Here is a 23750-nt window from a genome sequence, read left to right on the forward strand (position 1 = left end):
CTCGGCTGACGCGCGGCGGCGGCCGATCCGCAACGCGCGGCGGTCCCCCAAAGAGCTGACTACCGGAGCGGTCGGCGCTGCCGCAGACTATGGAACACGATGCACGCTCCTCGAGCTGCATCGCCGGTTCAGGAGACATTCGGGTTGTCGCCCTGGCCAGGAATTGCGAGGGGGGCCAATTCGGGTTTGGCCCCCTTTCGCATGCCCGGCCCGACCGGCCTGCGCCACAGTTCCTCCCGCCCCTGCGACACTGGTTATCGCAAGCGAAGGAGAACCCATGGCGCTGATCGACAATGCGATCTACGTGGACGGTCGACGGGTGGCGACGCCGGTCACGCTCGACGAGACCTACGAGGTCCTCAAGGCCAACGCGGGCTTCGCCTGGATCGGCATGTACCGGCCGACCGAGCAGGAAGTGCGCTCGGTCGCCGAAGAGTTCAGCCTGCACCACCTGTCGGTTGAAGATGCCCTCAAGGGCCACCAGCGGTCCAAGCTCGAGCGCTTCGACGACATCGCCTTCCTTGTGCTGCGCCCGGCACGATACATCGACGCGGAGGAACGCGTCGAATTCGGCGAGGTGCACCTCTTCATCGGGCCCGACTTCGTGCTGACCATCCGTCACGCCGAGTCGCCCAACCTCGCCGTCGTGCGCCGCCGCATGGAGGAGAATCCGGCGCTGCTGGCCCTCGGGCCCGAGGCCGTGCTCTACGCGATCCTCGACCAGGTCGTCGACGAGTACGGGCCCGTCGTCGCCGGGCTCGAAAACGACATCGACGAGATCGAGGACCAGCTCTTCACCGGCGACCCCGAGGTGTCCCGCCGCATCTACGCGCTCTCCCGCGAGGTGATCGAGTTCCAGCGGGCGACGCAGCCGCTGGTGGGCATGATGGAATCCCTCCAGCGCGGATTCGAGAAATACAACGTCGACGTGGAAATCCGGCACCACCTGCGCGACGTGCTCGACCACACCATCCGCGTGGTGGAGCGCGGGGACGCGTTCCGGGAACTCCTGTCCAACGCGCTCACGGTGCACAGCACCCTCGTGAACCAGCGCCAGAACGACGAAACCCGCAGCCTCTCCGAGACGAGCCTCGCGCAGAGCGAAGAGGTCAAAAAGATCTCCGGCTGGGCGGCCATCCTGTTCGCGCCCACGCTGATCGGCACGATCTACGGCATGAACTTCCGGCACATGCCCGAGCTGCTCTGGGAATGGGGCTACCCGTTCGCCGTCGCGCTCATGGTCGGAATGGGCTTCGGCCTCTACATCGTCTTCAAGAAGCGCAATTGGCTCTGATCGCCCGTGATCACGCGAAACTCGGGGGCGCCTACCCGCAAACCCGCCCAGTCCCAATTAGGGTGTCCCTGTGTGGCGCCTCGATAAAAAACAAGATGACGACGGCATCCTGTCGGAGTACACGGATGCGTCCGGCCCCGACGCGCAAAATTCGACCTCCCCGCACACCGTGAGCCTGGGCGATCCTTCCCTCGTGGCCGGCAATATTGCCGAACCGACCTGGCAGCGCTGGCGCGACGAACTCGCCGCGGTCGGCGGCAGGTCCCCGTTGCTGCACTTCAACGACGGCCCGCGCACACGGATCGAACTGAGCGCGACGCACCCCGGCGGACTGCCGCAGTTCATCACCGGCAAGACCACGCTGCTCTCCAACCTGATCCGCGACGAGCTCGCGCTGCGCAACGCCCGGCTGGCCGCCAACGAGATCACCCAGAAGGGCATCGAGCTGCGCTCCATGCGCGGGATCGAATCGGTCAACCTCGCCATCGGCCTCGCCCAGTGGAAGAACGACGAGACCGAGTTCAGCGCGCCCATCCTGCTGCGCCCACTGGCGATCCGGCGCTACGGGCGCGACTTCGAGCTCAAGCTCAAGGGCCAGCCGTTCCTCAATCCGGAACTCGCCCGCGCCCTGCACGACCAGTTCCAGATCACCCTCGACGCCGACGCCTTCGTGGCCCTCGCCGTGACCAACGGCGCGTTCAAGCCCCAACCGGTGATCGACCGCCTGCGCGGCCTCACCTCGCACCTGCCGTGGTTCAACGTCGTCCCGCGCCTCGTCGTCTCCTCCTTCGCCGATGTCGGCCGGTCGCTCGCCGCCGACATCACCCGGCTGGACCACCCGCTCCTCGACGCGGTCGCCGGGAACCCGTCCGCCCGCCGCGCCATCGAGACGGCCTACAACCCCGTCGTGCCGATCGGCCAGGACGTGCGCCCGCCGGCCACCGACATCCTGCTGCTCGACGCCGACCCGGAGCAGGAAAACGTCATCGCGCAGATCGCCGCCGGCAATTCGCTCGTCGTCAAGACGCTGCCGGGCACCGGCGGCACGCAGACGATCGTCAACGCCATCGGCGCGCTGATCTCCCAGCACAGGCGCGTGCTCGTGGTCAGCGCCCGCCGGTCCAGCCTCGACGGCATCGCCCACCGCCTCGTGCAGGTCGGCCTGCCCGGCGTCGCGGTCACCCCGCGCAACCTGCGGCGCGACCTCGTGCAGTCCATCACGCGCAACGAGAAGGCCACCCAGCCCCGGGTCGGCGACGTCGACGACGCGCTCGTCCGCCTCCGCAAGGTGCTCCTCGACTACCGCTCTGCCCTGTCCCGGCGCGACTCCGCGCTCGGCGTATCAGTGCTCGACGCGCTCGGCGAACTCGCCCGCCTCGCCCAGCTCCCGTCCCCGCCCTCCACGACCGCGCGGCTGGACCGCGGCGCCCTCGAACGCCTCGCGTACAACCGCGGGGCCGCCGCAGCGACCCTGATCAAGGCGGCGGCGCTTGGCGAGTTCCGCTACGGCCCGGGCGACTCGCCCTGGTACGGGGCGACCTTCACCTCGACCGCCGAGGCGTCGTCGGCGCACCAGCTGGCCAAGCGGGTCAACCAGATCGAACTGCCGCGCCTGCTCGAGCGCGCGTCGGGGCTCGTCGGGCAGACCCGCCTGCGTCCCTTCGAGACCATCGCGGAACTCGGCATCTACCTGCGGCTCCTGCTCGACATCCGCGAGACGCTCGACCGGTTCCAGCCGGCCGTCTACGACCGGCCGCTCACCGAGCTGATCGCCGCGACGTCGGCCCGCCGCGACTCGCCCGACATGCCCTCCAGCAGCCGTCGCCGGCTGCGGAAGCTGGCCGACGAGTACCTGCGGCCCGGCGTGCACGTCAGCGACATGAACGAGAGCCTCCGCCGCATCCAGCAGCAGCGCACCCTCTGGCAGCGCTACGTCGTCGCCGGCTCCACCCCCGAGGTGCCCGTCGGCATCAACGACGTGCACGTGGCCTACCAGCGCGTCGCCGAAGACCTGGGCCTGCTCGACGTCCCGCTCGGCACGGCGGGCACCACCCGCCAGCTGGTCAACCGCCCGATCAAGCAGCTGATCTACACGGTCGCCGGCCTGGCCGCGGAGAGCGAGGTGCTCGCGAACCTGCACGAGCGCACCGCGCTGCTCGCCACCCTGCGCGAACACAACCTCGACCCGCTGATGACCGACCTGGCCCAGCGGCACGTGTCGGAGAAGGATGTCGCCGACGAACTCGAACTCGCCTGGTGGCAGTCCGTGCTCGAGGCGATGCTGAGCGACAACAAGGCCCTCCTGAACGCGAACACCCAGGTGCTCGACCGCCTCGAGGCCGACTTCCGGCTCGTCGACGAGGCGCACGCCTCCGCCACCGGCCAGCTGGTGGCCTGGCTGCTCGCCGAGACCTGGAAGATCGGCGTCGTCGACTGGCCCGACGAGGCCGACCAGCTGCGCCGGCTGCTCCGTGCCGGCCGCGCCACGCCGACCAGGCTGCACGACGCCGCGCCCCACCTGGGCCGGGTGCTGGCGCCGGTCTGGCTGGCCTCGCCGTATGAGGTCGCCGACCTCGACGACCGGCTCAGCTTCGACACCGTGCTGCTCGTCGACGCCGGTGCGACCACCTTCGCCGAGAACGTCGGGGCGATTCGCCGCGGCAAGCAGGTTGTGGCCTTCGGCGACCCGGTCACCCAGACCCCGTCACCGTTCGAGACCGGCATCGGCGACGCCGGCGACACCGAACCGCACAACGTCGACGCGCTGCACGCCGACTCGGCCCTCGCCCGCCTCGGCGAACTGCTGCCGACGCTCACCCTCACCCGCAGCTACCGGGCCGGGGGAGAAGACCTCGCCGAGATCGTCAACCACCGCTTCTACGGCGGCCGGATCGACTCCCTGCCCTGGGCCGGAAGCTTCCTCGGCCACGGCAGCCTCAGCCTCAGCTACGTTGCCGGCGGCCACGGCATGCCGGATGCCGACAGCGGCGCCATCGAAAGCGTCGACGCCGAGGTCGCCAAGGTCGTCGAGCTGGTCCTCGACCACGCCGTCAAGCGCCCCCGCGAGTCGCTCATGGTGATCACCGCCAGCGCCCGGCACTCCGTGCGCGTGCACCAGGCCGTGCTCGCCGCGTTCTCCAAGCGCACCGACCTCTCCGACTTCATCCTCAAGGACCGGGCCGAGCCGTTCACCGTGCTCACGCTCGAGCAGGCCGTCGCGCAGAGCCGCGACCGGGTCATCTTCTCGATCGGCTACGGGCGCACCCCGCACGGCCGGCTGCTCTCCAACTTCGGCTCCCTCGGCGAGCCTGGCGGGGAACGCCTGCTGGCCATCGGCATGACCCGCGCCAGGCGCGCGATGGACATCGTCTCCTGCTTCCGCCCCGAGGACATCGACGCGGACCGCCAGCGCCACGGCATCCTCGCGCTCTCCCAGGTCCTCAGCGAAACCGAGGCACGAGCCAGGGAGAACCAGGCGCCCGACCCGAGCGAATCCATGCTCGTCGACCTGGCCGGCCGGCTCGAACGGCTCGGCCTGACGGTCTCCCTCGGCCATCGCGGCAAGCTCGCGCTCGCCGCCTCGCACGCCGGCCGTGCGGTCGTCGTCGAAACCGATGCCGTCGTCGGCCGGGCCAGCCTGCGCGAGTCGCTCCGGCTGCGCCCCGAGGTGCTGCGCCGCCTCGGCTGGCACTACCTGCGGGTGCACAGCTTCGAGCTCTTCAGCAACCCGGATGCCGTCGCCCAGCGCGTGGCGACGCTCGCCGGGGTCAAGCGGGCGGAACCCGCCGCGGATGCCGCGACGGCTCCGATCGCGGTCACTCCGCCCCGCGCCTGACCGGCTAGCCTGTTCCCATGAGTGACACCGGCGCCGACAAGGACGCGAGCGCCGAAATCCGGGCGAGCGCCGAGGACGACACCGCCGGGCCTCGGCAGCCGATCGTGCGCCAGCGCGGCGCCCGGCGCGCCCGGCTGCTGCCCGCGCCGAACACGGACCCCAGCCCGGACGTGCCGATCGAGCGCGAGGAGGGCGGGACTGCGCCGTCAGCGGAGGGCTCGCGCGGCGAGAACGACGACCGGCTCCGGCGGGACCGCCCGCCGCACTGGTAGCCGGTGGGCGGGAGCCCGCGGGTTACGGCGTCTGCCGGGGGTCTTCGCTCTGGCGAGACGCCAGCAGGTCGCGGATCTCGGTGAGCAGGTCGAGTTCGGTCGCCGGGACGGCGTCGGCGCCGGCCGGAAGGCCCGCCTTGCGGCGGCGCTCCTGGGTTTCCTTCATCTTGTTGATCGGCATCACGAAGACGAAGTAGACGACGGCCGCAACCAGCAGGAACGTGATGATCGCCGCGAGCACCAGCCCGAACGACAGTTTCGCGCCGCCCGGCAGCTCCACCACCATCGACTTGGCCAGGCTCTCCGCGTTGAACAGCGTCGCGATCAGCGGGTTGAAGATCCCCTCGACGATCGCCGTGACCACGGCGGTGAACGCAACACCAACGACGAAAGCGACGGCGAGGTCGATGACGTTGCCGCGCATGATGAAGTCCCTGAATCCCTTGAGCATGACCGATTGTCCCTTACGATTTCTTCGGGGCAGAGGAGCCCGTATTCGACTTCGTTGCTGAGACACTAGCGGACGGCTTGCTCTCCTTGGCGGCTGGCGCTCCGGACGACTTCTCGCCCGCCGCCTTGGCCGCCTTTGCCGGCTTCTCCGAGGAGGTGCCCACGGCCGAGCCGTCCGAGCCCTTCTCGGCGGACTTCTTGCCGCCGGACTTCGTGGCCCGGGACGCGCCGGCTTCCGCCCGGGCGTCATTGCGATAGAAGCCGGACCCGGTGAAGCTGACCCCGATCGCGGAGAACACCTTGCGGAGCTTGCCCTGGCAGGTGGGGCACACGGTCAGCGAGTCGTCGGTGAAGGACTGTTGGATGTCGAAGGCGGTGTCGCACTCCGTGCAACGGTACGAGTAGGTGGGCACGTCAATCTCCAGCTGATGGAACGGCGAGCGAAGGCTGGCCAGTGGTCTTGAGGGTTTGTGGTCTTAGTCGTTCTGGAACGAGATGATTCTCGTGGGAGTGACCAGTCCGTTGACCGGCTGGTCGTGCACCTCGCGGGGTACCTCGTCGACGAACTCGTTGTCGAACACGACGGCGTAGACCGGAGGGCACTTGTCCATGGATCCGAGGGTTTTGTCATAGTAACCGCGACCCCAGCCCATCCGCATGCCGGTACTGTCGACGGCGGCGGCGGGAACGATGATGAGGTCGACGTCGTTGATGGCGATCGGGCCGAGCAGGGTGCCGGCGGCCTCCGGAACCCCGGCGAGGCCCTCGGTCTCGCCGTTGTCTTCACCGACGGTCCAGTCAAGCAGCCCGTCCTCGCGCGACACCGGGAACAGGACACGGATGCCGTCGGCCTCCGCCCAGTTCACGAAGGGACGGGTGCTGGGTTCGGTGAGGGAGGAGAGGTAACAGGAAATCGACCGGGCCGAGAGGTCGATGGCGAGGCTCTGGAGGTTCTCGGTGAGGCCCGCGGTTGCGGTGTCGCGCTCCACGGAAGTCAGGTTCTGACGGCGCTCCCGCAACTCGGCGCGGAGCGCCCGCTTTCGGTGAGGGATGTCGGAGTCCATAAAGTCATCCTAGATGCCGATACCCTTGACCCCATGGGCACCCCGATTACTAAGGCCGTTATTCCCGCAGCAGGACTCGGTACGCGTTTTCTGCCGGCAACCAAGGCGATGCCGAAGGAGATGCTGCCCGTCGTCGACAAGCCGGCCATCCAGTACGTCGTCGAGGAGGCCGTCGCCGCGGGGCTGCACGACGTGCTGATGATCACCGGGCGCAACAAGAACTCGCTGGAAAACCACTTCGACCGGATGACCGAGCTGGAGGACCTGCTCGAGCGTAAGGGCGACCTGACCAAGCTGGCCAAGGTCAACGAGTCCACCGACCTGGCCGACATGCACTACGTGCGCCAGGGTGACCCGCTGGGCCTCGGCCACGCCATCCTGCGCGCGAAGATGCACGTCGGCCGCGAACCCTTCGCCGTGCTCCTGGGCGACGACATCATCGACGCTCGCGACCCTCTTCTGGACAAGATGCTGGACGAACAACAGCGGCGCAACGCCAGCATCGTCGCCTTGATGGAGGTCGACCCGTCGCAGATCCACATGTACGGCGCCGCGGCGATCGAGACGACGGATGATCCCGACGTCGTGCGGGTGACCGGCCTGGTCGAGAAGCCCAGCGCCGCCGACGCCCCCTCGAACCTCGCCATCATCGGACGCTACGTGCTCCGCCCCGAGGTCTTCGACGTGCTCGAGCACACCAAGCCGGGCAAGGGCAACGAGATCCAGCTCACCGACGCCCTGCAGGAAATGGCCGTCAGCCCGGAGGAGACCGGGGGAGTGTACGGAGTGATTTTCCGCGGCCGGCGCTACGACACCGGCGACCGCCTCGACTACATCAAGGCCATCATCCAGCTCGCCGTGGATCGCGACGACCTGGGCCCGGAGCTTCGCCCCTGGCTGCGCGATTTCGCCGGCCGCATGGAGTAGCCACGACGGCTACAGTGGGCGCAAACCACCGGGCCGCGGCCCACGACCAGACAGGCTAGCAGTGCCATTCGCGATCCCGACCCTCCACGAGGGACCCGTCACCCTGCGCCCGATCCGGGTGCGCGACTCGAAGAACCTCGAGCGCGAGCTCCTGGAGAACCGGGCGTGGCTGCGCGCCTGGGAGGCGACCAACCCGTACGCGCCGATGTCCTTCGACACGCGGGCGAGCATCCGCAACCTGCTGCTCAACGCCCGGGCCGGGCACGGGCTGCCGTTCGTCCTCGAGTACGAGGGCGAGCTCGCCGGGCAGCTGAACGTGTCGTCGGTCACCTGGGGATCGCTATCGTCGGCCACGATCGGCTATTGGGTGGGCCAGCAATTCGCCGGCAAGTCGATCACTCCGACTGCGGTCGCGCTGGCGACGGACTACTGCTTCACCGAACTGGGGCTGCACCGGATGGAGATCTGCATCCGGCCGGAGAACGCCCCCTCGCTGCGTGTGGTCGGGAAGCTCGGCTTCCGTTACGAGGGACTCCGGCGCCGCTTCATCCACATCAACGGGGACTGGCGCGACCATTTCTGTTTCGCCCTCGTCGCCGAGGAGCTGCCGCAGGGGGTGTTGCGCCGCTGGCGCGAGGGGCTCGTGCCCCCGGATGCCGCCCTCGTGTCGCCCGCGGACCTCGCCGCCTCCGCGCGGCCTTTGCCCACCAATGGGCGGTGACACACCCTTGGTAATCATGCCCGGGAGTGCTCCGCGCTCATACCGTAGTGACCATGAGTAGCGAGGCGCTGGGCGGTGGAGTGATGGTGGCGGTCGCCGCCACCCTCTGGGTGACCTATCTCATGCCGACCTGGTCCCGTCGACGCCAGTATTTGGCCGTCGAGCGGAACGCCGTTCGGCTGCAGCAGACGCTCCGAATCATGGCCGAGACCTCCGAAGTGCCCCAGCAGGTCCGGCTCGAGGCGAACGCGCGCACGGTCAACGCCCAACAGAAACTTCTCGCCCAGGCCGAGGACGATGCCCGCGCCGAGTCGAAGCAGGCGGTGGAAGCCGCCGCAGCGGCCCGGCGCGCAGCGGCGTCCGCGCGAGCCGCTTCAGCTTCCGCTTCGGCGGAGTCGCCCGCGCTGGCCCTCCGGCGCCTGCGCAAGTGGCGCGCCCTCAGCTCCCTCGTGCTCCTGGCCGGCCTCGTCTCGCTGCTGAGCGGCGCGGTCACCGCGTTGCTGTCCGGCTCGTGGACGGTGCTCGCCGTCGGCGGCGTTGCCGTCGTCGCCGCGCTCGGCTCGTTGTCTCGGCTGGCCCGCATCGCCCGTACGGCCCGGGTGGTCGCGGCGTCGCCGATCGCGGCATTCCTCACGGCCCAGCGTTTCGAACCCGTGCACTTCGACGAGACCCCGGTGGCGAACGCGACCTGGACGCCGCAGCCCCTGCCGCGCCCGCTGCACCTGTCCAGGGGCTCGATCGCGCAGACCGCGATGGCGTCGGTGGATGCCGCGGCCGAGCTGCGCAAGGCGGCCGCCGAATCCGAGCTAGCCCTCCGTGCAGCCCGGATCGCCGCAGCGGTCACCCCGATCTCGCGCCCCGCCGCCGCACGTGTCGCGGCGCAGCCGTCCGTCGCGTCGGGCGGCCCCGCGGCCGTCAACCGATTCGCCTCGATGGGGGTCGTCGGCGAGACCGCACCCGGGATGACCGACCTCGATGCCGTCCTCCGTCGCCGTCGGGCCGTCGGATAGTCGACCCACCCGGTCGGCGGCGCACACCACCGGCGCGTGCATGATATTCTTCAGTAGCAGTCGGGGGCTATGGCGCAGCTGGTAGCGCGCCTCGTTCGCATCGAGGAGGTCAGGAGTTCGAATCTCCTTAGCTCCACCGCTGTTTCAGGAAGGGCCCGCCGCACGGCGGGCCCTTTCCGTTTAAGCCTTGCCGTTCAGGCCGCGCCGTTCAGGACGGTCCGTTCAGGACGGTCCGCGCTCCGGCGAAGAGGCCGTAGTCGTTCGTGAGGACCTGTCCGACCGTCACGCCCACCACGACAACGAACATCAGGATGAAGAGCCACCCGATGTAGGCGATGGTGATGCCGAGGGCGCCGAACTGCTCCGCCGCCGACGTCAGGGCGATCGGGAGGTAGATTCTCCCGAGGCTCCCGGTCACGGCGAGGCCGACTCCGCAGAGCATGGCCCCGGGCAGCAGCGCACGGATGCTGACGGCCCGGTTGAGGATGATCCACCCGGCGGCGAGCCAGATGAGCGTCCAGAGCACGAACTCGGCGGAGATCGTCAGCACGACATAGCCTCCCTCCGATCGCAGGATCGACCGGGTGAACTGGATCACGGCCAACCCGAGGAGGATGGCGGCCAGCACCGCGACCCAGCGCCACGCGCCGCGGAGGCCCGGCCGCCTGGTCGACCAGACCCGGGCGTAGAAGCGATCGAGCGCCCGCGAGAAGGCCGTGGCCGAGGCCAGGAGAAGCAGAAGGCCGAACCAGCCCAGCGCGCTCAACACGTCGGAGGCCACGGGCAGCGATCGCTCGATCACCCGCGTGGCGGAATCGCCCAGGCCGAGATAGCCGGCCAGTCCGTCCCCGAGGGGCCGGGTGTCTCCGTGTCGGCGGGGCCGCGGCGACGATGATGAGCGGAAGGAGGGAGTTCGGCGGCAGTCCGGGATCAGCTTCGCGGGCAGCGCGTACCCGCAGACGTTCGTGCTGGCCGACGTGGAGGCGGACGGGCTCGAAGCGGGGGCTGCCCACGTGTTCCTGTCGGGCCGGGGGATGCTGTTCTTCTTCCCGCTGGGCCGGCCGGCAACCTGGCGGGTCATGGCCATGCGGCCCCGAACGGACAGCACGCCGGCCTCGCAGCCGGCGACCCTGGCCGAGGTGCAGGCGCTGGTCGACGCCTTCGCCACGCCGTCGATCCGGCTGCGCGATCCGGTCTGGATGACGAACTTCCGGCTGCACAACAGGGGAGCGGCCCGCTACCGGCAGGGGTGCGTGTTCCTCGCCGGGGACGCCGCCCACATCCACAGCCCGGCCGGCGCCCAGGGGATGAACACCGGGATCCAGGATGCCGTGAACCTCGGCTGGAAACTCGCCCTCACCCTGGCGGGGGCTGCCCCGGCGGCGATCCTGGACACCTATGGGCCGGAGCGCGCCCCGGTCGGCCGCGCGGTGCTCCGGTTCACCGACCGGGCGTTCGTCGTGGCCACCTCCACCCACCCGCTGCTGCGGTTCATCCGCACCGAGGTCGCCCCGCGGCTGATGCCCATCGTGCTCGGGATCCGGCTGGGGCGCCGGCTGGGCTTCCGGGTCGTCTCGCAGCTGGCCATCCGCTATCGCGGCGGCGCACTGGCGGTGACCGGGCCGGGCGTGCCGCGCGGTGGACCGCAGGCCGGCGACCGGCTGCCCGACGCCGAGATTGTGCTGCGCGGCCGGCCCACGAGCCTGCATACCCTCATCGCCGCCCCCGGCTGGCACCTGCTTTTGTGCGGGCCCGGCTGGGAGCCCAGCCCCGCGCCTCGGCTCGCCGCGGGGAGGGCGCTCACCGTGCACCGCCTGGTGCCCACGGGGCCGGGTGCGCGCGCGACGGCGCTGCGGGGGGCACGCGGTCAGTTCCCGCCGCGCCACGCAACTGCTCGTGCGCCTGGACGGGCACATCGGCTACCGCGGGGCGGGAACCGAGCTCACCGGCCTGGGCATGTACCTCGACCGGTGGCTGCCTCGGCCCTGACCGGACCCCGGCTGAGATGCGGAGAAAGTACCTTCGTTTCGAAATTGAAGGTACTTTGTCCGCAAGTCAGCGTCCGGGCAGGGGGATGTGGGCCAGGGGCTGTGGCTCAGGGGCTGTGTGCGAGGTCCACGGGGAGGGTCGGCAGGTCGGCGCGCATCGCGATGAGCGCCCTGGCGTGGGCGTCGAGGCGCTCATCTTCCGCGCTGGCGAGGGGGAGTGGGCGCACGGGCTCCGCGCTGCCGTCGGCCCCGCGGGAGACGAAGATGCTCATGCACTGGGTGGTGAGCTGCAGGTCGTGCGGGGTGCGCGGGCTTCCGGAGCGAACCCGGACGCTGATGTGCATGCTGCGGGGTCCGGTATGGATGAGGCGGGCATCCACCTCGACGATGTCGCCGATCTGGATCGGGCGGTAGAAGTGGATGCCGCCCGAGTACACGGCCACGGCGGCCTCCGAACTCCAGCTCGCGGCGCAGGCGTAGGCCGTCTCGTCGATCCAGCGCATGACCGTTCCGCCGTGCGCCTTGCCGCCCCAGTTCACGTCGCCGGGCGCGGCCAGGAAGCGGAAGACGGTGCGGGGGGTCGTGCCCTCGGCCGAATAGAGCTGGTCGCGCATGGCGGCCTGGATGCGCCGGCGCGGTTCGAGCCTCTCCCGTGCGTTGCGCTGCAGGGCCTCGTCGGCCGCCGAGCGGGGGCGCCACTCCGGGACTTCGCGCGGGCGGCGGGCGTCGTCCATGGCCACGAAGACGAGGATGCAGTGCGTCGCCGGCGTGTACCGGCGTTCGCGGACATCCGTCGTCTCGACCGTGACGGGCACGTGCATGCTCGTGCGGCCGGTGTGGATGATCCTGGCGTGCACCTCGACGAGCCTGCCCGGCTCGATCGGCCTGGTGAAATGCACATTGCCGACGTAGGCGGTGACGCAGTAGGAGGCGCTCCAGCCGACCGCGCAGGCATAGCCCGCTTTGTCGATCCACTCGAGCACGCTGCCGGCGGCCACGGTGGTACCGGATGCGGCGACGTCCTGCGGATTGGCCATGAACCGCAGCGTGATGCGGTCGTTCTGCAGGGGGACGGGAGGTTCGGTGGCCGGAGGCTCGGTGGCGGGCTTGGGGATCGTCACGGGAACTCCAACTCTGTGCGGCCGGGTGGTCTCTGGATGCCCGTCTCTGTCCCAGAATCGCACATCGGCCGGCACTGTGGGCAGGTGTGACGCGCCGTTTCCCGTCCTGCTGCCCTTCGTCTTGTGCTCCGTCTTGTTCCCCGTGCAGTGCTCCGTCCTGCCCTCCGGCTCGCCCAACAGCTGGTCCCGCTGCTGGTCCCAACGGCTGGTCTTGCGGCTGGTCCTCCGCCTTGTCTACCGCCGTGTCCTCCACAGGGCGGGGCAGCAGGTTCTTGTCTCCGGAGGGTGAACGTAGCTACGAATGTCGGTGGTTGTTGAGAGAATCTCAGTATGGCAAGCATCGAAGCTGTATTCAGGTCCCTCACCGGCTCCCTCGCCGGCGAGCGGCTGGACGCGGCCGCGTTCGCCGCCCTGACCGACGACGACCTCGAGGCCACCCACAAGAGCATCGCCGCGCACGTGGGCGAAACCACGAAATACGCGGCCCTGTCCGCGGCCGAGATCGCCCGCCGCTCCGACTGGGCCCTCGGCCAGGCCGGCCTGGCCCGGCGCAAGGGCCACCAGAGCCCCGAAGCGATGGTGCAGTCCCTCTCCGGCGGCTCCCGCGTCGACTCCCGCCGGCTCGTGGACGTCGGCACGATGATGGCCGAAGCCCAAACCGCCGAACAGCTCGCCAAACACGCCGCCGACCAGGCCGCGGAGCACCCCGAGTGGGACCTCCCGGCCGTCGCCCTCGAGGCGCCCTGGCACGCGCCGCTCGGCGACGCCGTCACCGCCGGCCGGATCGGCCTCGACACCGCCGGCTACCTCCGCAAGGGCCTGGGCGAACCAGCCGCCGACGTCACCCCGGACATGCTCCGCGACGCCCTGACCGCGCTGATCGAACGCTGCGCGGACGTCCGGACCAGCGATCGCGGGATTGCCGCCAGCCAGGGCCTCAACGCGGAACAGGCGTTCACCGCGGCCCGGCACGCCCGGGACCAGATCGACGAGACCGGCATCGCCGCCCGCGCCGACGCCATGCGCGCCGCGCAATACCTCCGCACCTGGCGCAAACCCAACGGGATGGTCCACGGCGACTTCGAGCTCAACCCTGAAAACGGCACCTTCCTCCTCGAAGTCCTCGGCCAGCTCACCGGACCGCGCCGCGGCGGCCCCCGCTTCGTCGACAAGGAACGTAAGGCCCGCGCCCAGAAAATCATCGACGACCCCCGCAGCACCGACCAGATCCACGCGGAAACCCTCATCGAACTCATCCACATCGCCATCACCGCCGACCCCGGCACCGTGTTCTCCGGCTCCCGACCCACCGCCAGGATCGTCGTCCAACGCAGCAGCACCACCCACACCAACACCGACAGCCACAGCGCGACCGACAGCCACAACTCCACCGAAGGGCACAGCTCCACCGAAGGGCATGGGGCCATCGAGGGTCATCCCGACCCGATCCCGCTGACCGACATCGACCGGCACCTCTGCGCCGGCTTCACCGCATTCGCCTTCGACCAGGGCCAGGTCGTCGACCTCGGCCGGGAAAACCGCCTCTTCTCCCCAGCCCAGAAAGCCGCCCTCGCCGTCCGCGACGGCGGCTGCCTCTGGCCCGGCTGCACCAAACCACCATCCTGGACCGAAGGCCACCACATCAACGAATGGCTCGCCCAGAACGGCCTCACCAACATCGCCGACGGGGTCCTCCTCTGCAAACCCGACCACCTCCGCCTCCACAACGAGGGCTGGAAGATAAAACGGGAAGGCGCCGCGACCTACTGGCTCATCCCCCCACCCGGAATCGACCCCGACCAAACCCCGATCCGCCTCTCCAGCAAAAGCGCCCTCCACCTCGGCTCACCCGTCACCCTCCCGCCTGCGGATGTCGGTGGACGCGATTAGCGTGGACGCGTACGCAGGAGGGCAGGCATGGGCGGCGCGAGCCACGGCGAAGATCTGAACCACGGCGATGATGCGAACCGGAGCGGCGGAGGCAGCAGCGTCAGCTTCCGCTGCGGGCACGGGGCTTCGCGCGGCGAGGCGAGGATCACCATCCAGCGCGACTGTCCGCTCTGCATGCTCCTGTCCGAAACCAAGCGCAGTCGGGCACAGCTGTTGCGGAAGGCGGCCCCGAGCCGGCGGGCGGCCCTGGCCGGTGAAACGCGCATCGGCGCGTCCTACGAGTGGATCTGCGAGCGCGGTCATTCGCGTTTCGAGGCGACGGTGCGCGAGGTCCTGACCGGTCCGGGCTGCCCCAAGTGCCGGGCGAACGCGCAGGCTCCCTCCGCGCGGTTCGAAGGCGGCATCCCGTTCATGAAGCCGGGGCTGAAGACGCGAACGTCCATGACCGAGCAGCGGCTGCGGCTGCTGCTGGCCGAGCGCATCCAGCTCCCGCACCGCGTCAACGCCGTGCGGATAAGTCGAACGTTCTATGGCAAGCCCGAGGTGTGGCCGGACATCATCATTCCCGCGCTCAGGATCGCGATTGAGTACGACGATCCCGGCCGGGACGGCACGGCACACCGCGGCTTGAAGGAGGCGTCCGACCGCGAGAAGGACGCGGCGCTCGGCGAGGTCGGTTGGGAGGTCATCCGGGTGCGCGCCGGCGGGCTCGGCGAGCTGGGACCGCACAGCATCGTCTGCCGCGGTATCTCGACGGCGGTCATCGACCGGATCCTGGAACTGCTGCGCGAGATCCGCGGCGACGAACCGGTGGATGCCCTGCTCGTCCGTTGACGCTGACCGTGCGGACCCTGGCCGGCCGGATCGCAGTAGGCCCAGCCTCAGCCGACGGACGTCTCCATCGTGAGGATGCTGGTGCCGTCCACGTCCGAGAGGGAGAGGATGACCCGCGGTGCGCCGAGTTCGGCCAGCGAATCCACGTGCGTGCCCCCGCAGGGAATGCGGACGGTGCCCTCGGGCAGTTCGCAGACCCAGGAGCGGCGGTCGGTGAGCAGGTTGCCGTCGCACTCGATCCGCACGGCGGCGCCGGAGGAGACCCAGCCGGCGAGGGCGGCGTTCACGGCATCCTCAACCTGGGCCAGGTCCTCGGCGAAGCCGTCCGTGACGAAGCCCTTCTTGCGCAGCGACTTGCCGAGCCGATAGGTGTCGGTCGACCCGTTTTCGCGGATGAGCGACGCGTCGATCGCCACCCCATCGAAGTCGGGGTTGCCGAGGCCGTCGGTGCGGATCTCCTTCTTCCAGCGGTCGGCGACCGCGCGGTTGAGCGCGAGCGAGGCCACGTGGCATCCGGTGTGCCCGGCCGAGGTGCGCGCCCGGGCGTCGGCATCCACCAGCACGGCGACCGCGTCGCCCTCGGCCGGCTCAGAGCCGCCCGCCAGGACGTGCACGACCACGAACGCCCAGCCCTCCGTGCCCTTGCCGACCGGGATGTCCCGGCCGAGGTGCAGCTCGGCGCCGTCGGTCGCGCCCACGATGCAGTCCACGACCGTGAGGTCGACCTCCCCGATCCGCAGCACGGCCGCGTCGGCGCCCTGGTCGGGCCAGCCGGCGTCGACGGGGTGCACGCTGGTGGCATCGAGCAGCACGGCGACCCGGTCGCCCGGCAGGGGCGCGGCATGGAGGACGGTCGCGGCGTTACCGATCGACCCGGACGGGTAAAGCACAACGGTGTCCTGGGTGGGGAGCGTCAAGGGAGCCTTTCGTGGTTTCTTTCGGGAACGGGGCCTTGGGGAGGACCGCATTCGGCAAAACAAAGGTGCTGCCCCGTCTAGCGAGGCAGCACCCGGTGATAGTGGAGGAGAAGAGCGTCAGCGCTTTCTGGCCTTCTCGGTTTCGCTCGACTTGGCCTGCTTGTCGGCCCTTTTCTCCTTCAGCGACTTACCAGCGACCTTCTTGGACGCATCCTTCTTCGGTGATTTGTCAGCCATGTGTACCCCTTCGAACCGAGCCCCGGCGGCATCCGTCCCCTCGACCCTACGCGGGTTCGCCCCAAACGGCGCGTCCCCCCAACGCCGAACCGTGAGTTTGGCACCTTCGCAAGGCCCGCGAAGGTGCCAAACTCACAGTTCGGCGGAAGAAGAGGGGCCTAGATCCGGTTGCCCGCGCGGCGGCCGAGCGCGACCGGCAGCGCCATCAGCGGGCCGATGGAACGGCGCTGCAGACGGCGGGCCGGACCCCAGACGAACTGCACGAGCGACTGGGCGAGGATGGCGCCCGCCGCGAGCGCGGCGGCGACCGCGCCGGCCGTCAGCAGGCTGAGCAGACCATCGATCTCGCCCTCCGACACCTGGAGCAGGCCGCGGAACAGGCTCAGCCCGGGCACGAGCGGAACCAGCGCCGACACCATGATGACCAGCGGCGGCGTGCGCACGAGGCGCGCGGCCACCGCGGCGAGCAGGCCGACGCCGACCGCTGCCGCGCCCGACGACCAGACCAGGCCGAAGCCCGCGTTCGCGCCGGCCAGGTAGAGGAACTCGGCTGCGGCACCGAGCAGGCAGACCACCCAGAACGCACGCCACGGCACCTGCACCGCGAGCCCGAAGCCGATGACGACCACGACGGATGCCACCAGCAGCAACGGCAGGTTGGCCAGCGTCAGGGCCACATCCGAGTCGACGCGCAGACCGAAGCCGAGCCGGCTGAGCATCAGCGACGCCCCCGCGACACCGGTGACGAGGCCGCCGGTGACGACCAGGGCCTCCAGGGCGCGGGCGGTTCCGGTCAGGTAGAACCCGGACAGCGTGTCGTGGACGGCGCCAAAGGTGGTGACGCCGGCCAGGAGCATGATGATCGCGGCGACGACGACGAGTGACGGGTTGGCGCTGGGGTCGATGAGCTGCACCAGGGCGGCGAGGATCGGTCCGATCGCGCCGCCGACCACCGTCTGGTAGAACACGGGGACCCGGCGGTTGTCCAGCATGGTGGTGATCAGGTCGATGATGAACGCCGCGATGAACGCCGCCATGATGACGACCGGTCCGCCGCCGATCAGCACGGCCGCGCCGGCACCGACGAGGCTCCAGCCGATGCGGCGGAACAGCACCGGCACCTGCGGCTTCGCGCTGACGATCGTGCCCAGGGCCTTCCGGGCGTCCGCGACATCCATCGGGTTCTCGAGGAGCTCGGCGATCAGCTCGGATGTCGCCGTGAGCTTCGCGTAGTTCAGCGAGCGGTACTTCACGTTGCGGCTGCGCGAGATCGACTCGTGCGTGGCCGGGTCCTCGTGCGTCAGGTTGATGATCGTGTGCGTGATGTTCGCCTCGGTGCCCTTGAGACCGTAGGCGCGGGTGATCGCCTCCATCGCGGCAGTGGCATCCTCGGCGCCGGCGCCGGCGGCGAAGATGACTTCGGCCAGCCGCATGGTGAGGTCCAGGACGGCTCGGGTATGGGCGGCGGTGTCGATGATGCCGATGCTCGAGGTCTTGGTCATGTCGCGGGTCCAGGGTCAGTGAGGGGTCCGAGCCAGGCCGAGGCGACCGTCGAGTGCGCGGATTCGGCGTCGGAAGGATGGAACAGGCCGGCCAGCACATCACGGTACAGCCGCCCGAGCTCGTTGCCGGCGAAGTAGGAGGAACCGCCGCTCACCCGGAGCGCCTGGTCGACCACGTGCTTCGCGTTTTCGGTGGCGCGGTGCTTGAGCCCGGCCAGTCGCGGGTACCACTGGGCGCCGTGGTCGGCGAGCTCGTCGACGTCGCGGGCGAGCGCGTCGATCTGCGGGTAGATCCCGTCCATGGCGATGGCGGCGTCGGCGATCCGCCAGCGGATGTCCGGATCCTGGTCCAGGCTGCGCCCGTCGTTCTTCAGCGAGGTGCGCCGCCCGGCGGCGTCCACGGCGAGCTCGAGCGCTCGCCGGCCGATGCCGGTGTACACGGCCGCCAGCAGGATCTCGAAGGTGGCGAAGATGGCGAAGATCAGCGGGTCGGGGTTGGGCCCCGGGTCGAGGCGGCGGAACACCCGGTCGGGCCGGGCGTACGCGCCGTCGAGCACGGTGCTCTGGCTCTGGCTGGCCCGCATGCCCAGCGTGTCCCAGTCGTCCTTCCGGCTGACCCCGGGGTCGCTGCGGTCGATGAACGCCCAGACGATCTTCGGCGCGTCCGGCACGGACGAGTCCAGCCCCATGACGCCGAGGCTGGTCCAGGCCGGGGACAGCGAGGTGAAGACCTTGGTGCCGGAGAACCGGTAGCCGCCGTCCGGCTGCGGGCGGGCATCCGTCATCGATCCGAACAGCACGAGGTCGTTGCCCGGTTCGCTCACTCCGAAGCCGAGGATGTCGCCGGCGGCCGCGCCATCGAGCAGAAAGGCGAGACTGTCGTCGCCGCGCTCGAGCAGGGCCCGGGCCACGCCGGTCCAGACGAGGTGCATGTTGACGGCGAGGGCGGTCGCCGGAGCGTGGCCCGCGAGCCGGATCTGCTCGCGGGCGACCTGCTGCAGGGTCAGGCCGAGCCCGCCGAACCGGGCCGGGACGAGGGCGCGGAGGTAGCCGGCCTCGGCAAGCTCGGCGAGGTCCTCGGTGAAGAAGGCGTTGTCCCGGTCATACCCGGCCGCGCGCCCGCGAATCCGCGCCAGAAGCTCGTCGCTGAGCGGCGACGGAGTGGCAGGCGTGGAGTCATTCACGCCTCCCAGCCTATGCAGCCTTGCGCTTCCTCGTTGACAGCCAGACGATCAGCAGCACGACTCCGCCGACCGCACCGAGCGCCGCCAGCCAGGGCAGCAGGAATCCGACGGCCACGAGGGCGCCGCTGAGGGCCGAAACGAGCGTGTTCCAGCCGGCGACGAGGCCGTCCCAGAAGTTGTCCGGATTGGGCGGGGAGACCGTCCCCTCGGAGTACAGCTCGAGGCTGATCGTCGAGAAGTCGACCTGGTCGGCCAGGTAGTCGCGCTGCGCCTGGAGGCCCTCGAGTTCGCTCTGCCGCTGGGACAGGGCGCTCTCGATCGCGATCAGGTCGGTGGTGTCGGTCGCCTTGGCCATCAGGCCGAGCAGCCGGTCGACCGAGGTCTGCAGCGACGTGATGCGGGCCGCGATGTCCTGCGTCTGCTGGGTGATGTCGGTGGCATTGAGCGACACCTTGTTCACCGTGCCCAGCTTCTTGAGCTCGATCACGGCGTTGTCGAGCTCGTCGGCGGGGATGCGCAGCACCAGGTTCGCGCTCGCCGGCTGGCCGTCGGTGCTCGGGTTCTCGCTGCGGCTGTCGACGCGCCCGCCCGCCTCCTGGGTGATGTCCGCGGCCGACTGGGCGGACTTGATCGGGTCCTTCACCGTGAGCGATACCGTGCCGGTGGTGATCACGTCTCGGTTGTCGGCGATCACCTCGCCGCCCGTGACGCCCTTGTCCGGGGCCGGCTCGCCGCTGACGCCGCCGTCGGTGACGCCGCCGCCGTCGCTGACCGGCGGGCCGGAGCTGTCGCTGGATCCGGATGACGTGCATCCGGCGAGGAGGAGCGCCGCGAGTACGATCGCGGTGGCGGCCAGGGTTCGCTTCATGCCTCACAGTATGACCACGCGGCGGGTTGCTGTCTGGATGTTTTCTGGGAGTCGAATCACAATTCGGCGTCGGGGTTCGGGCCGCCGGCGGTGTCGCGCGCCGCGTCGCCCGCCCCGCCCGCCCCGTCCGCCGCGCGGAGCGAGAAAGTCGACCGGCCCGGCCATACTGGACGCATGACCTGGTGGGCGGATCTCGCGGCTGTGTTCGGCTGGCGCCGGGCACCGCTCCTGCACATCGCGACGGATGCCGGGTCAGGTCCCGTCGTCATCCTCGTGCACGGGATCGCCTCGTCGTCCGAGACGTTCCGGAACATGGTTCCCCTGCTGGTGCCGCGTCACCGCGTGATCGCCGTGGACATCCTCGGCTTCGGCCAGTCGCCCGCGCCGGAGGACTGCGAGTACACCCTCGAAGACCACGTCGCCTCGCTCGAGGCGACCATCCGCTCGCTCAAGCTCGACGAGTCGTTCACCCTCGTGGGCCACTCGCTGGGCAGCCTGATCGGCTCCCGCTACGCCGCGAAGAACCGCCGGCGCGTGTCCGGACTCGTGCTGGTCGGGCCGCCGGTCTATCTCTCGCCGGCCGATATCGGCGATCCCCGCGTGCGCGGCCGGGTGACCGCGTACCTGCGAGCTTACGAATTCCTGCGGGCCAACAAGGACTTCACCCTCGCCAACGCGGCGATCATCTCGCGGCTGCTGCCCAAGGGGATCTTCGAAATCACCACGAAAAGCTGGACCCCGTTCGTGAAGTCGCTCGAGCACTGCATCGAGTCGCAGACCGTGGTGAGCGACGTGGCGAGCCTGAACATCCCGGTCGCGGTCGTCTACGGGTCGCTCGACGCCTTCATCGCACCGGGGAGCATGACGGTGATCGAGCGGATGCGCCACGTGACGATGTACCGGGTCGAGGCGAACGACCACCTCATTCGGCCACGCCTGGCGCGGACAATCGTCCGCGCGATCGAGGAGGCTGGATCGACGACGGTGCCCGCGTCGGCCGCCGGGGTTCAGGACTCCACGCGGCGCCCGCCCGACGCCTGAGCGCCGCGGGTGCCGCGGCGCTCTCGCGGCCGGGTCGCGGAGGTGGCTAGGCTGGCGTCATGGACAAGCGAACCCTCGGCAGGACCGGGCGAACCGTATCGGTCATCGGACTCGGAACATGGCAGCTGGGGGCGGACTGGGGCGACGTCTCCGAGGCCGACGCGCGGGCCGTGCTCGGGGCATCCGTGGAAGCTGGCGTCACCTTCTTCGATACGGCGGACGTCTACGGCGACGGGCGCAGCGAACGCGTGATCGGGCACTTCCTGGAGGTCGAGGCCCCGGGCCAGGACATCACCGTGGCCACGAAGATGGGGCGCCGGTCCGAGCAGCTGCCCGAGAACTACGTGCTGGCCCACTTCCGCGAGTGGACCGACCGGTCGCGGGAGAACCTGCGCACCGACACGCTCGACCTCGTGCAGTTGCACTGCCCGCCGAGCGACGTGATCGAGTCCGACGAGGTGTACGACGCGCTCGACACCCTCGTCAGCGAGGGGGCGATCGCCGCCTACGGCGTCAGCGTCGAGACCTGCGACCAGGCGCTCGCGGCCATCGCCCGTCCCGGGGTGGCGACCGTGCAGATCATCCTGAACGCCTTCCGGCTCAAGCCGCTGGACGAGGTGCTCCCGGCGGCGCGCGCGGCGGGGGTGGGCATCATCGCCCGGGTGCCCCTGGCGAGCGGGCTGCTGAGCGGGAAGTACACGCGCGAGACGAAATTCGCCGAGACCGATCACCGCAACTACAACCTCGACGGCAGCGCCTTCGACGTGGGGGAGACCTTCTCCGGGGTCGGCTTCGAGACCGGCCTGGCCGCCGCCGCGGAGTTCGCGGCGCTCGTGCCGGCCGGCCTGACGCCGGCGCAGGCGGCGCTGGCCTGGGTCGCCCAGATCGACGGCGTCAGCAGCGTCATCCCCGGCGCCCGCTCGATTTCGCAGGCGCAGGCCAACGCCGCGGCCGGAAGCGCGGAACCCCTCGGCCTCGCCTTCAACGAGGGTGTGCAGGACATCTACGACCGTCTCCTGCGTGAGAAGATCCACTCGAGGTGGTGAGCGAGCCGGGGGAGGCGGCTGCGACGGATGCGCGGGGGGAGCGGGCGAGCGCGCCCGATGCACGGGAAGAAGGTGCGAGCGCCGCGGATGCGCGGGGCGGTCACGCGCCCGCGCCGGCGAAACACGGGCTCGGTCCCGCCTTCGCCAACCTCTTCACGGCCAGCATCGCGAGCAACCTCGGTGACGGGATCGCCCGCACCGCGATGCCGCTGCTGGCCGCGCGGCTGACCGACGACCCGCTCCTGATCAGCGGGATCGCCGCCATGGCGATGCTGCCCTGGCTGCTCTGCGCCATTCCCGCCGGCATCCTGATCGACCGCATCGACCGGCGCAAGGCGCTCGCGCTGGCAGACAGTGTGCGGATGCTGCTGGCCGTCGTGCTCTGCGTGCTCAGCGCCACGGACGGCCTGACGATCTGGTGGCTGTACATCGTGATCTTCGCCTACGGCGCCTTCGAGACGGTGTACGACGGCGCAACCCGGGCCGTGGTGCCGAGCATCGTCGCCCGGGTCGACCTGCCGCGGGCGAATTCGCGCATCGAGGCCGGCGAGCTGGTCGTGCAGAGTTTCCTGTCCGGGCCGCTCACCTCCCTGCTCTTCGCGGTGTCCGTGCTCATCCCGCTCGGCGTGAACGCGCTGGCCTTCGCTGTGGCCGCCGTGCTCGCCCTGCTGCTGCCGAAGGTCGCGTCGGGCCGCCAGCACGCGGCCCTGCTCGAGGCGCCGCAGGTGGCCTGGTACCGCCAGTTCGTCGACGGCTACCGGTTCATCGTGAAGAGCCGGATGCTGGTAACGCTCTGGCTGGTCAGCACGACCGGCGGGCTCGCCTTCTCGTTCGCGACCGCGAGCGCTGTGCTGTTCGTGCTGGGGCCCCTCGGCCTGCCGGAGGCCCTGTTCGGTGTGTTCATGCTCGCCGGCGCGGCCGGGGGCATCCTCGGGTCGGTCCTGACCGCTCCGCTGAAGAACCGGCTGAACGCCGGCCGGGCGATGGCACTGATGCTGATCCTGAGCGGATCCACCCTCGTCCTGATGGGCGTCTGGCCGAACGGGTGGGTCGTCGGGGTGGCATTCGCGATCTCCAGCGGGTCGATCACGGTCTGGAACATCCTCGTCATGTCGCTTCGGCAGAGCATCATTCCCGGGCATCTGCTCGGCCGCGTGCACGGCACCTGGCGCACGCTGCTGTGGGGCGCGATGCCGCTAGGCAGCCTGCTCGGCGGGCTCGTCGCCCGGGTCGACCTCGCGCTGCCGTTCATCATCGGGGGTGGGATCGCCACCCTGCTGGCGCTGGTGTTCTTCCGGTTCATCACGAGCCTGCCGAACGCGGAGGACGTGCCGGACCCGATGGGGCCGGCCGCGCTCGTGCCGCTGGGCTGACTGCCGGAGTCGACGGCGGGCCGGCGACCGGCCTGGCGACGGGCCTGGCGACGGGCCTCGCGGGATTCGTGGCTAGCCGCAATACCGTTCAGTTAAGGTCTTTCGTGTTACGTTGACGGTATGGCGCGTACAGGGTGGGTGAAGCCGGTCTCTGATCGCCGGCTGTCAGATTTGGT

21 protein-coding genes, 1 tRNA gene and 1 pseudogene are annotated in these 23750 nt (G+C 70.1%); 14 read left to right on the forward strand and 9 right to left on the reverse strand.

What is annotated here, in order from left to right; translation table 11 throughout:
- The first annotated feature begins 277 nt into the window (after positions 1-277).
- From E3O23_RS02850 to E3O23_RS02860, 3 genes are all read left to right on the forward strand, one after another.
- Positions 278-1294, forward strand: coding sequence for a magnesium and cobalt transport protein CorA (locus tag E3O23_RS02850; RefSeq protein WP_134487991.1), 1017 nt, complete (start codon positions 278-280; stop codon positions 1292-1294).
- A gap of 70 nt (positions 1295-1364) precedes the next feature.
- Positions 1365-5129: an ATP-binding protein gene (locus tag E3O23_RS02855; RefSeq protein WP_134487992.1), complete on the forward strand. Its 3765-nt coding sequence runs from the start codon at positions 1365-1367 to the stop codon at positions 5127-5129.
- Positions 5130-5146: 17 nt separating this feature from the next.
- Positions 5147-5401, forward strand: coding sequence for a hypothetical protein (locus E3O23_RS02860; RefSeq protein WP_134487994.1), 255 nt, complete (start codon positions 5147-5149; stop codon positions 5399-5401).
- Between the two features lie 22 nt (positions 5402-5423).
- Here the strand turns inward: E3O23_RS02860 and mscL are convergent, their stop codons facing one another.
- The 3 genes from mscL to E3O23_RS02875 all read right to left on the reverse strand — a co-directional run bounded on the left by mscL (position 5424) and on the right by E3O23_RS02875 (position 6915).
- Positions 5424-5852 carry a large conductance mechanosensitive channel protein MscL gene (gene mscL / locus E3O23_RS02865; RefSeq protein WP_134487996.1) on the reverse strand — a complete coding sequence of 143 codons (429 nt, stop codon included), beginning with the start codon at positions 5850-5852 and terminating at the stop codon, positions 5424-5426.
- A 13-nt stretch (positions 5853-5865) separates the two neighbouring features.
- Positions 5866-6264, reverse strand: coding sequence for an FmdB family zinc ribbon protein (locus tag E3O23_RS02870; RefSeq protein WP_134487998.1), 399 nt, complete (start codon positions 6262-6264; stop codon positions 5866-5868).
- Positions 6265-6327: 63 nt separating this feature from the next.
- On the reverse strand, positions 6328-6915 hold the full coding sequence (locus E3O23_RS02875) for a 5-formyltetrahydrofolate cyclo-ligase (RefSeq protein ID WP_134488000.1): 588 nt from the start codon (positions 6913-6915) through the stop codon (positions 6328-6330).
- A gap of 33 nt (positions 6916-6948) precedes the next feature.
- Between E3O23_RS02875 and galU the strand changes: the two genes are divergently transcribed.
- The 4 genes from galU (at position 6949) to E3O23_RS02895 (ending at position 9709) form a co-directional block, all read left to right on the forward strand.
- Positions 6949-7842, forward strand: a complete 894-nt coding sequence (gene galU, locus E3O23_RS02880; RefSeq protein ID WP_134488002.1) for a UTP--glucose-1-phosphate uridylyltransferase GalU — start codon at positions 6949-6951, stop codon at positions 7840-7842.
- Between the two features lie 61 nt (positions 7843-7903).
- Positions 7904-8563: a GNAT family N-acetyltransferase gene (locus E3O23_RS02885; RefSeq protein WP_134488004.1), complete on the forward strand. Its 660-nt coding sequence runs from the start codon at positions 7904-7906 to the stop codon at positions 8561-8563.
- 53 nt (positions 8564-8616) lie between these two features.
- Entirely contained in the window at positions 8617-9573 is a 957-nt protein-coding gene (locus tag E3O23_RS02890; protein ID WP_134488006.1) for a hypothetical protein, read from the forward strand.
- Between the two features lie 63 nt (positions 9574-9636).
- Positions 9637-9709: transfer RNA gene (locus E3O23_RS02895), tRNA-Ala, on the forward strand.
- Between the two features lie 72 nt (positions 9710-9781).
- Here the strand turns inward: E3O23_RS02895 and E3O23_RS18815 are convergent.
- A complete protein-coding gene (locus E3O23_RS18815; RefSeq protein ID WP_166790385.1) occupies positions 9782-10375 on the reverse strand; it encodes a hypothetical protein in 594 nt (197 codons plus the stop codon).
- A 163-nt stretch (positions 10376-10538) separates the two neighbouring features.
- On the opposite strand from E3O23_RS18815, the pseudogene E3O23_RS18820 reads away from it, so the two are divergent.
- Positions 10539-10958, forward strand: a pseudogene (locus E3O23_RS18820) (FAD-dependent monooxygenase); the annotation flags it as partial.
- A gap of 448 nt (positions 10959-11406) precedes the next feature.
- A complete protein-coding gene (locus E3O23_RS18335) occupies positions 11407-11562 on the forward strand; it encodes a hypothetical protein (RefSeq protein WP_198415111.1) in 156 nt (51 codons plus the stop codon).
- Positions 11563-11668: 106 nt separating this feature from the next.
- On the opposite strand, the gene E3O23_RS02910 is transcribed toward E3O23_RS18335, so the two are convergent.
- Complete coding sequence (locus E3O23_RS02910) at positions 11669-12682, reverse strand: acyl-CoA thioesterase (protein ID WP_241983292.1); 1014 nt, start codon at positions 12680-12682, stop codon at positions 11669-11671.
- Between the two features lie 330 nt (positions 12683-13012).
- Between E3O23_RS02910 and E3O23_RS02915 the strand changes: the two genes are divergently transcribed.
- Both E3O23_RS02915 and E3O23_RS02920 read left to right on the forward strand, forming a co-directional pair.
- Positions 13013-14572, forward strand: a complete 1560-nt coding sequence (locus E3O23_RS02915; RefSeq protein WP_134488010.1) for an HNH endonuclease signature motif containing protein — start codon at positions 13013-13015, stop codon at positions 14570-14572.
- A gap of 27 nt (positions 14573-14599) precedes the next feature.
- Positions 14600-15406 (forward strand): hypothetical protein, encoded by an 807-nt coding sequence (locus E3O23_RS02920; RefSeq protein ID WP_134488012.1) that lies wholly within the window; start codon positions 14600-14602, stop codon positions 15404-15406.
- A gap of 47 nt (positions 15407-15453) precedes the next feature.
- Here E3O23_RS02920 and E3O23_RS02925 read toward each other — a convergent pair whose 3' ends face one another.
- The 4 genes from E3O23_RS02925 to E3O23_RS02940 form a co-directional block, all read right to left on the reverse strand.
- A complete protein-coding gene (locus E3O23_RS02925) occupies positions 15454-16323 on the reverse strand; it encodes an alanyl-tRNA editing protein (RefSeq protein WP_134488014.1) in 870 nt (289 codons plus the stop codon).
- Between the two features lie 395 nt (positions 16324-16718).
- Positions 16719-18062, reverse strand: a complete 1344-nt coding sequence (locus E3O23_RS02930; protein ID WP_134488016.1) for a threonine/serine exporter family protein — start codon at positions 18060-18062, stop codon at positions 16719-16721.
- Complete coding sequence (locus E3O23_RS02935) at positions 18059-19246, reverse strand: acyl-CoA dehydrogenase family protein (protein ID WP_134488018.1); 1188 nt, start codon at positions 19244-19246, stop codon at positions 18059-18061. The genes E3O23_RS02930 and E3O23_RS02935 overlap by 4 nt, the downstream gene beginning before the upstream one ends.
- A gap of 10 nt (positions 19247-19256) precedes the next feature.
- A complete protein-coding gene (locus E3O23_RS02940; RefSeq protein WP_134488020.1) occupies positions 19257-20114 on the reverse strand; it encodes a DUF4349 domain-containing protein in 858 nt (285 codons plus the stop codon).
- A 174-nt stretch (positions 20115-20288) separates the two neighbouring features.
- Here E3O23_RS02940 and E3O23_RS02945 point away from each other — a divergent pair, with 174 nt between their 5' ends.
- The 3 genes from E3O23_RS02945 to E3O23_RS02955 are packed head-to-tail and all read left to right on the forward strand — an operon-like array spanning position 20289 to position 23574.
- Positions 20289-21155: an alpha/beta fold hydrolase gene (locus E3O23_RS02945; RefSeq protein ID WP_134488022.1), complete on the forward strand. Its 867-nt coding sequence runs from the start codon at positions 20289-20291 to the stop codon at positions 21153-21155.
- 59 nt (positions 21156-21214) lie between these two features.
- Positions 21215-22201, forward strand: coding sequence for an aldo/keto reductase (locus tag E3O23_RS02950; RefSeq protein WP_134488024.1), 987 nt, complete (start codon positions 21215-21217; stop codon positions 22199-22201).
- Entirely contained in the window at positions 22198-23574 is a 1377-nt protein-coding gene (locus E3O23_RS02955) for an MFS transporter (protein ID WP_166790386.1), read from the forward strand. The genes E3O23_RS02950 and E3O23_RS02955 overlap by 4 nt, the downstream gene beginning before the upstream one ends.
- The last annotated feature ends 176 nt before the right edge of the window (positions 23575-23750 follow it).

This window comes from Cryobacterium tagatosivorans (assembly GCF_004402215.1).
Lineage (GTDB): Bacteria > Actinomycetota > Actinomycetes > Actinomycetales > Microbacteriaceae > Cryobacterium > Cryobacterium tagatosivorans.

What these genes read in the sequence shown, in the direction of transcription:
- E3O23_RS02850 (WP_134487991.1), top strand. Translation starts at nt 278, where the DNA reads ATGGCGCTGATCGACAATGCGATCTACGTGGACGGTCGACGGGTGGCG.
- E3O23_RS02860 (WP_134487994.1), top strand. Translation starts at nt 5,147, where the DNA reads ATGAGTGACACCGGCGCCGACAAGGACGCGAGCGCCGAAATCCGGGCG.
- mscL (WP_134487996.1), bottom strand. Translation starts at nt 5,852, where the DNA reads ATGCTCAAGGGATTCAGGGACTTCATCATGCGCGGCAACGTCATCGAC.
- E3O23_RS02875 (WP_134488000.1), bottom strand. Translation starts at nt 6,915, where the DNA reads ATGGACTCCGACATCCCTCACCGAAAGCGGGCGCTCCGCGCCGAGTTG.
- galU (WP_134488002.1), top strand. Translation starts at nt 6,949, where the DNA reads ATGGGCACCCCGATTACTAAGGCCGTTATTCCCGCAGCAGGACTCGGT.
- E3O23_RS02890 (WP_134488006.1), top strand. Translation starts at nt 8,617, where the DNA reads ATGAGTAGCGAGGCGCTGGGCGGTGGAGTGATGGTGGCGGTCGCCGCC.
- E3O23_RS02915 (WP_134488010.1), top strand. Translation starts at nt 13,013, where the DNA reads ATGGCAAGCATCGAAGCTGTATTCAGGTCCCTCACCGGCTCCCTCGCC.
- E3O23_RS02920 (WP_134488012.1), top strand. Translation starts at nt 14,600, where the DNA reads ATGGGCGGCGCGAGCCACGGCGAAGATCTGAACCACGGCGATGATGCG.
- E3O23_RS02930 (WP_134488016.1), bottom strand. Translation starts at nt 18,062, where the DNA reads ATGACCAAGACCTCGAGCATCGGCATCATCGACACCGCCGCCCATACC.
- E3O23_RS02940 (WP_134488020.1), bottom strand. Translation starts at nt 20,114, where the DNA reads ATGAAGCGAACCCTGGCCGCCACCGCGATCGTACTCGCGGCGCTCCTC.
- E3O23_RS02945 (WP_134488022.1), top strand. Translation starts at nt 20,289, where the DNA reads ATGACCTGGTGGGCGGATCTCGCGGCTGTGTTCGGCTGGCGCCGGGCA.
- E3O23_RS02950 (WP_134488024.1), top strand. Translation starts at nt 21,215, where the DNA reads ATGGACAAGCGAACCCTCGGCAGGACCGGGCGAACCGTATCGGTCATC.